Raw genomic sequence first — 9,848 nt, 5'->3', positions numbered from 1 at the left:
AGTGTTCTATCGGTCGGCGGCGCGCACGTAGTCTTCGATCCAGCCCGCCATCAGGCCGTACACCGCTTCGATGGCACCCCGCGCGGCATCCTCATCGCCATCCGGTTCGAAGTCGACTTCCCAGGCCACGGCGGACCCCCCGGAATCGGTTCCGCCGTCCGAAACCGTCGCGACGGCCACAAAACGCCCGACCGGCAATGGATTGTCGGTGATCTCGTAGCACAGCTTCCGCGTCGCGTGTTCGATCCACAGCAGCTTCTCCACGATGGGAGTTGGCCCGCCGCCGGCGAGAACCCGCTGCATGCCCGGTCCGTCACCCTCGACAACGACGTCACCTGCCCCCGGGATCCACTCGACATTGCCGAAGTCGGCGAGCGTCGCCCACACTGCTCCCGCAGACACGCCCAGTTGCTTTCGGATCGCGATGGTCGGCATCGGCCGACGGTACCACTGCTGTGTAACAACTAATCGTCTAGTGTACTTATGTATCGCATGGCCACCGCACCCAGTGAAGGAGGCCGGGATGGACACCGACGCGACCGCCGGCGGCGACTTCGACCCCGCTGAAGTGACAGAAGACTGGGTCCGCTACCAGGTGGTCGAACCGCACATCGCGCAGATCACCATTAACCGCCCGGACCGCCGCAACGCCATCCTGTCGCCGGACATGCACAACATGTTCAAGGAACGTCTGACCCGCGCCGAAGACGACGACGAGGTCAAAGTCGTGGTTGTGGTTGCCGAGGGCAAGGATTTCAGCAGCGGTGACGACGTGCGGCGACTCCCCGTGGAGGAAGCGGGTTTACGCAAAGGCAAGCGAATGCCGCAGACCGCGCGCATGGGCAATGCCCGGAGACTGCACCGGCACCTGACCAATTGGCTGGAGTTCCCCAAGACCGTCATCGTCGCGTGCCAGGGTGCGACACTTGGCGCCGGAATGAATCTTGCGCTCGCCGCTGACATCCTGATTGCTTCCGAAGACATGTACCTGGCCCGACCGCAGGCTCGCATCGGGTTCGCCGGCTTCTCCACCGCGATGCCGCTCGCCCTGCTCAAGCTCGGGCCTAATCGTGGGTACGAGGCGATGATCACCGGCCGGAGAGTCTCGGCGGCGGAGCTTCACGACTGGGGCGTCGCTGCATCAGTGGTAGCCGCGGACGCACTCCGTGAGGAGGCGATGCGCTACGCGCGCGCCATCGCCCACCACTCCGCGGACGGCTTGATGGTGGGCAAACACGCGCTGATCACGTTCTGGCACGCGGTTGGCATGGCCCAGTTCGGCGACTGGGTTCCGATGGCGCACAGCGTCTTCAGCAACCTCTCCTGGCGCGAGGACGAGTACAACTTCATGAAGGAACGAAGCAAACGCGGGGGACGTGCGGCGATGGCCGAGCTGGAACGCCGCTACCAAGAGTGGGGCTTCGAATAGCACAGTCGACACATATACATATGTTGTATGACTGTTCTGTATGCTGAGCCCCATGGGTGTACTCGAGGGACGGACTGCACTGGTAACGGGTGCCGGGCGGGGTATCGGAGCGGCGGTCGCCGAGGGGCTCGCAGCCGAGGGCGCAACGGTATTCGTCTCCGACGCCGGTGTCAGCGTCGACGGCACCGGTCACGACGCTGGTCCTGCCGAGGCCGTTACCGCCACGATCACCAGCCGGGGCGGTAAGGCATTCGCCGACACGACCGATATCACCGACTTCAGCGCATGTGCCGACCTCGTGGGTCGCGCAGCCGAAACGTTGGGCGGCCTGGATATCGTCGTGAACGCCGCCGGGATCCTGCGTGACGGCATGGTGTTCAAGATGAGCGAGCAGGATTGGGACACGGTCATTTCTGTGCATCTCAAAGGCACGTTCAACATCACGCGTCATGCGGCAGCATGGTGGCGGGCCAACCGGGGCGGGCAGTACCGGCTGATCACCTTCACCTCGATGTCCGGACTCCAGGGTGCGCCGAGCCAGCCCAACTATGCGGCGGCCAAGATGGGGATCGTCGGGCTGACGTTCTCGTGCGCCAATGCCTTGCGCAATTACGGGGTACGAGCCAATGCCATCGCACCCATCGCCGGCACCCGCATGACCCAGGGCATCAAAGGCGGCGGGAGCATGGACTACTCCGACTCCAACGTCCGACTATCGCCACAGAACTGCGTACCTCCGGTCGTGTATCTGGCTAGCCTGCAGTCGGATTGGCTCAACCGGCGGGTCATCTTCGCCGGCAACGGCCGCATAAGCCTGATGTCGAATCCGGTCGTGGAGCGAGAGATTGTCTCGGCCTCCGGAACTTGGGACATCCCGACCGCCTTCTCGGAGATCGAAACGTCGTTCAAGGAAGCGGTGCTGTACCCGAACATCTTCGACAGGCCGCCCGCCGACTGAAGGACCTGTGATGACCGAGACCCTCACCGGCCGCGTGCCCGAGAAGTATTCCTGCGGCGATACCTTCGTTCCGAAGAGCCGATACACCGACCCTGCGTTCTTGCAGCTCGAGTTGGACCGGTTATTTGCTCAGGTCTGGCAACCTGCCTGTCGCGAAGAGGAGATACCCGATTCGGGCTGCTTTTACGAATACACGATCGGACGGCAATCCATCGTCGTGGTACGCCAGAAGGACGGCGGAATCAAAGGGTTCCACAACACCTGTTCACACCGCGGAATGAAGATCGCCCGAGGGAACGGATGCCTGCAGGACAACGAGTTCCGATGTGAATTCCACGGTTGGCGATATGCGTTGGACGGCCGTTCTTCGTTCGTTCCGTGCCGTGAGGAATTCGCCTCGCGACCGCGTGAACAGTGGGGTCTGCGTCCGGTGGCGGTCGGCACCTGGGGTGGATGGGTGTTCGTCTCCATGGCGCAAGAGCCACCGGATCTGCTGGACTGGCTGGATCCGCTGCCCACTGCGCTGGCTCCATTCCGGCTGCAGGACATGCGTTATCGCTGGCGGAAGCGCACGTATCTACCGGCCAATTGGAAGACCGTGATCGACGCGTTCATCGAGGGCTACCACACCCCAGGCACCCACCCGCAGACCATGCGGTCAGCGCAGGGTCCGCGGCCGTCGGCCGAGCCCGCCCCACCACAGGAATACGCCTACGCCCCTTACACGCCGACCATCACCTACAAGAACCACTCCCGCTTCGTCTACACCCAGCGACCAGAGCACTCCGACCGCGACAGCGGCCGTCAGGAACTGGCGGCCAGACCTGAGGTGTTCGCGAATTCTATGCAGTACCAATACCTCGAGGTGGGATCTCTGGTCACCGAACGCGACTTTCGCGCCGCCCAGCAACTAGCGACCCTGGAGCCTGGCGACGTGCCACCTTTTGTGCTCTATCACCAGATGTGCGAAGAACTTGCCCGCGCCGAGGGCGTCGACTTCCCGCAGATGTCGATGGAGCAGTATTTCGCGGGAAACGGTGATTGGCACGTTTTTCCGAGCATGGTGATCCTGGTCGAGAAGTCCTGCCTGCTGGGGTATCGCATGTTGCCCGACGCCGAGGACCCGAACAGGAGCCTGTTCGAGATGTTTTCGCTCGAGCACTTCGCACCGGGCCAGGAACCCGACACTCAATGGCAGGTCTTCGAGCGGTGGCAGGACCACGATGGTTGGGGCGAGTTACCTTCGCAAGACTTGAGAAACATCGCCGCGATTCACGCTGGCATGCATTCCGCCGGCTTCGACGGGTTGTGGCTCAACACGGCGCAAGAGATGTCAATTCGCAACGAGCACGCAATCGCCGACAGATTTCTCTTCCCGGCTGACGCCGCGCACCCGAGGGAATTCCGCTAGCGTCGCGGCGCCGGGTACACAGCCGCCGCAGTCTGGGTGGACTCCGCCCGTCCGGCCCCCACAATACAGTTATTTGCCAGTGTGTGGTCAAGGCGTGGCCCAACCGCCGCATCACCGTAGACGTGGGACTGCACCGGGCCCGTGCGCACGATTTCTTGCGGTCGCCTGATGCTCGGTCACGGCCGCAGTTCGTAGTCCTGCGGATTCACGCGGCTTGTCCATCTCCAATAGTCGAAGATGCGGAATCCGTACAGCGTCGGCAACTCTCCCGCGGCGTTCTTGTAGTAGCTGCTGCTGACCGCCGGGTGGCTGTACACCATGGTCTTCAGCCGTTCCTGGTTGCGGCGGTTGTAGTCGCCGCACACTTCTGCGCGCGGCATCGCCGAGCGACAACCGCTTGCCAGCACCATGTCGATACATCCCATGATGTAGCGCATCTGGCACTCCGAGTTGTAGATGATGCTGGCACCGTTGACGCCGTTGGTACCCGGCCCGTACATGCAGAAGAAATTCGGAAATCCCGGAACCGTGATGCCGAGGTAGGCGAAGGCGGAGTCGCCCCAGACGGTGTTGAGGTCGCGTCCGTTGAGTCCGCGGATGTCGATCGGTCCGAGTTGGTGGTTGACGTCGAAACCGGTGGCCCACACCAGCACGTCCGCCGGCCGATGGATACCGTCGACGGTGGTGATCCCGTCTTCGGAGATCTCGGCGATGCCGTCGGTGACCAGCTCGACGTCATCGCGTTGCAGCGTTGTCAACCAGGTTCCGTTGTCCTGCAATGTCCGCTTGCCCATCGGCGGGTATTTCGGGGTGACTTTGTCCAGGAGTTCCCCGTCTTGGCAGAAGGCCCGCATCCATGCGATGAACATCTCCCGGATGGCGTGGTTGGACGCGTTGCACGAGAGCCCACCGTTGTCCCAGTCCGGATCGATGCGCACCTGCTCGTCGAGCGCGTCGGCCAGCGGCCACCACGATACGAACCGCAGCCATCGGCCGTAGTAGGGCAGGTGACGGATCGCCCATCTCGCGCCGTCGGGCACGGCGTCGTGGTACATCGGGTTGGGCGCCATCCACTGCGGCGTGCGCTGATAGACGTCGACGTGTCGCGTGGTGTCGGCGATGGCGGGCACGAGCTGGAATCCGCTGGCACCGGCACCGATCACCGCCAACCGCTTGCCGGTCAGGTCGACGTCGTCGCACCAGTCCGCCGTGTGGAACGAGGGTCCACGAAACTTGTTGGCGCCCATGATCTCTGGGATCACCGGGTTGCTGAATTGGCCGACCGCGCAGATCATTGCTCGCGCGGTGAGCGTCTCGGCCCGCCCATCGCCTTCGCGAACGCGCACCTGCCACGTCGCCGAGACCTCGTCCCACGTCGCCCCGGTCACCTCGGTGTTGAATCGCGCGTGGGGTTCGATGTCGTGCCGGGCCGCCACGTCGGTGAGGTATTGCAGAATCTCGGGCTGCTCGGAGTAGTAATGGGTCCAGTGGTCCGTCGGTTCGAACGAGTAGGCGTAGTACTGATTGGCAATGTCCACCCGGCAGCCCGGGTAGCGGTTGACCAACCACGTTCCGCCCGCCCCCGCTTGCTTTTCGATGATGGTGAAGGGGATGCCGGCCGCTTTCAGTTTGATCCCGGCCAACAGTCCGGCCTCGCCGCACCCGATGACGACGACCGGGAAGTCAGCGCGCTGCTCCGGTGATGACCTGATGACCGGACCGTTCTGGTCGGCGTCGGTGAACCGTAGGTCAGCGGCGACATAGTCCACGTATTCCTCGGTCACCGTCCCCGCCGAAATCACGTCGAGCATTGCCCGCATCTGCTCGGGACCCGGCACATAGGGCGGCGGGCAGCCGCGGTCACGGTAGTCGCGGATCACGTCGAAGGCACGCTCGCGCACCGCGTCCTTGTCGGGCTCGCTCATCGCGCCCTGCAGGTCCATCGCGATCAGCGCAAACGGCCGCGGTAGTTCGGCGAGAAGGCCTGTGTCGCCGGTCATGTGGACCATCGACATCAGCAGCGCGGGAACGCTGGCCTGAGCCACGGCGTCCCGGATGACGTGGTCGGGATCGTCGAACGGCAGGCCGAGCAGAGTGGCGCCCACGGGCGAGTAACCCATCGCACCACCATACATTTTATACAGAGCGTATTGCCAAGGTATCCGCGCGCCCGCTAGCGTTGTCAGCGAGTCACTCCGGGGGGCCGAACGAAAAGGCGGGCGCGTGACGACAGATATTCAAGTGCGGCGAGTCCGCTTCGACTTCGCGGGCTCCGACATACCGTTCAACTGGCAACCCGAGCGCCCGGCTTTTGCCATGCAGTGCAACGTCATCACGTTTTTCGCGCCAGGTTTCGAGAAGTTCATCGTCGAAGCGACTCGCGAGGCCATGCCGCTGATACGCGATCCGGAGATTGCCGAAGAAGCCAACGCCTATCTGCGCCAGGAGGCACAACATTCGGCCGCGCACCTGAGCCACTATCGCGCACTGGCCCGCCGCTGGCCCGGACTGCAGGAGACGATGGACCAAGTGGTGGCCTCCTTCGATCGCCTGACCGCGACCAAACCATTGGCCTGGCGACTCGGGTACGTGGCAGCTGTGGAGGCGACGTTCACTCCCTACTTCAAGGTGTTTCTCGACCACGAAGACAAGCTGTTCGCACCTGGCGACGAACGCGTTGCGTCACTGTTCCTTTGGCACTTCGTGGAGGAGATCGAGCACCGCAGTTCGGCGCTGAAGGTGTATGACGCGGTCCATGACAGCTACCCCTACCGACTCAAGACCATCGCCGGTGTGGCCCGTCACATCGACGAAATTCTGCAGATCATCGCGCAGGGATTTCGTAAACACGTGCCGGCAGCAGACGGTGGGTCATACGGCCGTCTGATACCTGAAGGCCTGTCTCCCAAGGCTTTCTACGCTTCGGCGCGCGCAGCCCGTGAACTGACGCGCCCCGGCCAGGGCACGTATGCCGGTGTCGCGAAACGCGAACTGGCGGCGATGCTGGCCGGCTTGATCCGTTCCCAAGGTCCCGGCCACGACCCCGCCCACGAGAAGATCCCCCCGTTCGCCGGACTCTGGTTCGACCGATATGCGGAAGAACCGAAGAACGCCGCACACTGGTACTCGACTGGTGCCGCACACCTCTGACGCGGCCGCACAACGCGCTGCGCCCGATATGATCACGGCATGTCAGCGGCACGGGCGAGCCGGTAGTGGCGCGTAGTCACGGTTGGGCGGGCAATCCGCCCGCTTCCGACGAAGACGCGATCACCCGCATCCTGGACGCGGCCGACGCGATCGTGGCCGAGCGCGGGCCAGCCATGCGCATCGCCGACGTCGCACGGGATCTCGGTGTGACGCGCCAGACCGTCTACCGCTACTTCCCGGGCACCGAGGCGCTGTTGCTGGCGACCGCCATGCGATCCGGCGACGGATTCCTCGGGCAGTTGGCCGAACACGTCCGCGGTCAGACCGATCCGGTCGGGGCAATGGTGGAGGGCCTGGCGTTCGCGATCGAGAACCTGGCCGCCGACGATCGCATCCGGCTCATCCTCACCAAGCGGCAGCAGGGTGGTGCGGTTCCCTCGATCTCGTCCGAAACGGCGGTGACGTTCAGCCGCGCCATGCTCCACCGCTACGACGTCGACTGGGACGCAAACGGTTTCGACGACGCCGCGCTGGACGAGCTCTCCGAGTTCTGTCTGCGGATACTGCATTCGTTTGTCGTCGACCGCGGACAACCCCCACGCCGGGGCACCGACCTGCGCCGCTTTCTGGCGCGGTGGATCGGGCCCGCCATCATCTACCCGCGTTTCGCCGACGCGATGACGTCGATGACCGGAGTCGCGGTCGCTCCGACTTCCTCCCGCCGCCGTTCGGCGTCTTGAGCGGGGCTCAGTCGACCAGCCCGCGCAGCTCCTCGATCAGCTTGACCCGCTCCGCGGCCGTCCCCGCGATGGGTACGACATTCAGCGTCGTCACCCCTGCCGCGCGGAACGCGGCCACGCGTTCCTTGACGAATTCCCTGGTGCCGATCAGGTTGACGTCGCGCACCAGTTCGTCGGGTACCGCCTTGGCGGCGCCTTCCTTGTCACCGGAGAGATACAGCTCCTGGATGCGGTCGGCCTGCGGCCCGTATCCATACCTGGTGGCCAGGGTGTGATAGAAGTTCTTGCCCTTGGCTCCCATGCCGCCGATGTAGAGCGCCAGGTGGGGCTTGACGAATTCCCTTAGCGGTTCCACGTTTTCGCCGATCGCCAGGGTCGGTCCGGCATACACCTCAAGGTCGCCCAGGGCCGGATCACGCTTGGACTTGCCGGCCGCCAGGGCGTCGCCCCACACGTCCTGCGCCTTCTCCGGCAGATAGAAGATCGGCTGCCAGCCTTCGGCCAGTTCGGCGGCCAATTCGACGTTCTTCGGGCCCAGCGCGGCGATGAGGATCGGGATGCGTTCCCGCACCGGGTGATTGATGAGCTTCAGCGGCTTGCCCAGGCCGGTGCCCTGCTCGGGCGGCAGTGGCACCGTGTAGTACTTCCCCTGGTATTTCAGCGTCTCGCGGCGCCACACCTGACGGCAGATCTCGATGACTTCGCGGGTGCGCCCGATCGGCGCGTCGTAGGGCACTCCGTGGAAACCCTCGATCACCTGCGGTCCCGACGCGCCCAGCCCGAGCGTGAAGCGGCCGTCGGAGACATAGTCGAGGCCGGCGGCGGTCATCGCCGTCAGGGTGGGGGTTCGGGTGTAGAGCTGCAAGATGCCCGAGGCCAACTCCACCCGGTCGGTGCAGGCCGCCAGATAACCCAACGCGCTCACCGCGTCGAACGAATACGCCTCGGGCACAAAGACAATGTCCAACCCGGCGCGTTCCAGGTCGGCCACTTCCGCGGCGACTTCCCTGAAACCGCCAGCATAGTTGATCGCCAATCCGATCCGCATGGTCAGCCCGCCTGCACTCGGCTCGGTTCGGAGGCGAACTCGAGTGCCTCTTCGGTGATCCGGTCGAACTGTGCGCCCATCGACTGCTGCAGGGCCATGGCGGCGGACAGCGGCCGCACCATCACCATGAAGTCGTCGATCAGGCCGTCCTCGTTGAAGTGCAGGAAGTCGCATCCGGTGACCTGCTTGCCGCCCGCCATCGCCTCGAACACGAACGCGTGGTCGCGGCCGTTCTCGTCGTGGATCTCCCGGACGTACCGGAAGTCCTCGAACACCCGCAGCACCCCGCGGAGCAGCGCCCTGGTCATCGGCTTGCCGACGTATGGCTTGAACACGATGGGACTCGTGAACACCACGTCGTCGGCCAGCATCGCCTCGACGGCTTCTACGTCGTGCGCCTCGACGGCTTTACGGAAGGGGTGCATGAGAACCTCGCAATAGTCAATTTGTTGAGTAGATGAGATCGACGCTAGATCCTGGGCGGTCGTATGTCCATAGGCAAATAATCACTTTGTTGAATAGGTGCATCGTTGTACTATCGGCGGATGTCGTTGCGTGATGCCGTGCTGACCGCACTCCTCGAGCGTGAGTACTCGGGATACGACCTCGCCAAGGAGTTCGATGCCTCCGTCGCCAACTTCTGGATGGCCACACCCCAGCAGCTCTACCGCGAACTCGACCGGCTCGCCGAGCAGGGCCTGATTCAGGCGCGGGTCGTTCACCAGGAGCGTCGTCCCAACAAGCGCATGTTCTCGCTGACCGACGCGGGACGCGAAGCGATTCAACAACTCACCGCCCGGGCACCCAAGCCGTCGATGATGCGCGACGACCTGATGATCAAGGTTGCCGCCGCCGACGCCGGCGACACCCGAGCCGTTCGCGACTCGATCGCCGAACGCTTGCAGTGGGCCCAGGCCAAACTCGAACGCTACGAGCGGCTGCGGACCCGCCTGCTCGCCGGCCGCAGCGAGGAGGAGTTCGTGACCGACGCCGAACGGGTCGGTCCTTACCTGACCTTGCTGCGTGGCATATCTTTCGAGCAGGAAAACATCCGCTGGGCCGAGCGTGCGCTGAAGATCATCGAACGCAGGTTGCCGGCACGGGCGTAACCA

The 9,848-nt window shown here is 64.1% G+C and carries 10 protein-coding genes; 6 read left to right on the top strand and 4 right to left on the bottom strand.

Annotated features, from left to right (window positions below; all coding sequences use genetic code 11):
* Positions 1 to 6: 6 nt before the first annotated feature.
* A complete protein-coding gene (locus AO501_RS00825) occupies positions 7 to 435 on the bottom strand; it encodes an SRPBCC family protein (protein WP_055575874.1) in 429 nt (142 codons plus the stop codon).
* A gap of 88 nt (positions 436 to 523) precedes the next feature.
* Between AO501_RS00825 and AO501_RS00820 the strand changes: the two genes are divergently transcribed.
* Genes AO501_RS00820 through AO501_RS00810 form a run of 3 tightly spaced genes read left to right on the top strand, consistent with a single transcriptional unit; the run spans position 524 to position 3,798 of the window.
* Positions 524 to 1,429, top strand: a complete 906-nt coding sequence (locus AO501_RS00820) for an enoyl-CoA hydratase/isomerase family protein (protein WP_055576140.1) — start codon at positions 524 to 526, stop codon at positions 1,427 to 1,429.
* Positions 1,430 to 1,481: 52 nt separating this feature from the next.
* A complete protein-coding gene (locus AO501_RS00815; RefSeq protein ID WP_055576139.1) occupies positions 1,482 to 2,387 on the top strand; it encodes an SDR family NAD(P)-dependent oxidoreductase in 906 nt (301 codons plus the stop codon).
* 10 nt (positions 2,388 to 2,397) lie between these two features.
* Positions 2,398 to 3,798, top strand: coding sequence for an aromatic ring-hydroxylating oxygenase subunit alpha (locus AO501_RS00810; RefSeq protein ID WP_055575873.1), 1,401 nt, complete (start codon positions 2,398 to 2,400; stop codon positions 3,796 to 3,798).
* A 176-nt stretch (positions 3,799 to 3,974) separates the two neighbouring features.
* On the opposite strand, the gene AO501_RS00805 is transcribed toward AO501_RS00810, so the two are convergent.
* Positions 3,975 to 5,918, bottom strand: a complete 1,944-nt coding sequence (locus AO501_RS00805) for a flavin-containing monooxygenase (RefSeq protein ID WP_231752280.1) — start codon at positions 5,916 to 5,918, stop codon at positions 3,975 to 3,977.
* A 103-nt stretch (positions 5,919 to 6,021) separates the two neighbouring features.
* On the opposite strand from AO501_RS00805, the gene AO501_RS00800 reads away from it, so the two are divergent.
* Complete coding sequence (locus AO501_RS00800; protein ID WP_055575871.1) at positions 6,022 to 6,948, top strand: metal-dependent hydrolase; 927 nt, start codon at positions 6,022 to 6,024, stop codon at positions 6,946 to 6,948.
* Between the two features lie 65 nt (positions 6,949 to 7,013).
* Positions 7,014 to 7,688 carry a TetR/AcrR family transcriptional regulator gene (locus AO501_RS00795; RefSeq protein WP_055575870.1) on the top strand — a complete coding sequence of 225 codons (675 nt, stop codon included), beginning with the start codon at positions 7,014 to 7,016 and terminating at the stop codon, positions 7,686 to 7,688.
* Positions 7,689 to 7,695: 7 nt separating this feature from the next.
* Here the strand turns inward: AO501_RS00795 and AO501_RS00790 are convergent, their stop codons facing one another.
* Together AO501_RS00790 and AO501_RS00785 are read right to left on the bottom strand one after the other, a co-directional pair.
* Complete coding sequence (locus tag AO501_RS00790) at positions 7,696 to 8,736, bottom strand: LLM class F420-dependent oxidoreductase (RefSeq protein ID WP_055575869.1); 1,041 nt, start codon at positions 8,734 to 8,736, stop codon at positions 7,696 to 7,698.
* Positions 8,737 to 8,738: 2 nt separating this feature from the next.
* The gene (locus AO501_RS00785) at positions 8,739 to 9,161 is read right to left on the bottom strand and encodes a nuclear transport factor 2 family protein (RefSeq protein WP_055575868.1); all 423 of its coding nucleotides are present in this window, start codon (positions 9,159 to 9,161) and stop codon (positions 8,739 to 8,741) included.
* A gap of 120 nt (positions 9,162 to 9,281) precedes the next feature.
* Here AO501_RS00785 and AO501_RS00780 point away from each other — a divergent pair, with 120 nt between their 5' ends.
* The gene (locus tag AO501_RS00780; RefSeq protein ID WP_055575867.1) at positions 9,282 to 9,845 is read left to right on the top strand and encodes a PadR family transcriptional regulator; all 564 of its coding nucleotides are present in this window, start codon (positions 9,282 to 9,284) and stop codon (positions 9,843 to 9,845) included.
* Positions 9,846 to 9,848: the final 3 nt, after the last annotated feature.

It is taken from the genome of Mycobacterium gordonae (assembly GCF_001417955.2).
GTDB lineage: Bacteria > Actinomycetota > Actinomycetes > Mycobacteriales > Mycobacteriaceae > Mycobacterium > Mycobacterium gordonae_B.
The sequence above is the reverse complement of the archived record's forward strand: the minus strand, read 5'-3'. Positions and strand labels throughout refer to the sequence as shown.

Excerpts from the sequence above, each read along its gene's own strand:
- AO501_RS00820 (WP_055576140.1), top strand. The coding sequence starts at position 524 with ATGGACACCGACGCGACCGCCGGCGGCGACTTCGACCCCGCTGAAGTG.
- AO501_RS00780 (WP_055575867.1), top strand. The coding sequence starts at position 9,282 with ATGTCGTTGCGTGATGCCGTGCTGACCGCACTCCTCGAGCGTGAGTAC.
- AO501_RS00815 (WP_055576139.1), top strand. The coding sequence starts at position 1,482 with ATGGGTGTACTCGAGGGACGGACTGCACTGGTAACGGGTGCCGGGCGG.
- AO501_RS00810 (WP_055575873.1), top strand. The coding sequence starts at position 2,398 with ATGACCGAGACCCTCACCGGCCGCGTGCCCGAGAAGTATTCCTGCGGC.
- AO501_RS00805 (WP_231752280.1), bottom strand. The coding sequence starts at position 5,918 with ATGGGTTACTCGCCCGTGGGCGCCACTCTGCTCGGCCTGCCGTTCGAC.
- AO501_RS00825 (WP_055575874.1), bottom strand. The coding sequence starts at position 435 with ATGCCGACCATCGCGATCCGAAAGCAACTGGGCGTGTCTGCGGGAGCA.
- AO501_RS00790 (WP_055575869.1), bottom strand. The coding sequence starts at position 8,736 with ATGCGGATCGGATTGGCGATCAACTATGCTGGCGGTTTCAGGGAAGTC.
- AO501_RS00785 (WP_055575868.1), bottom strand. The coding sequence starts at position 9,161 with ATGCACCCCTTCCGTAAAGCCGTCGAGGCGCACGACGTAGAAGCCGTC.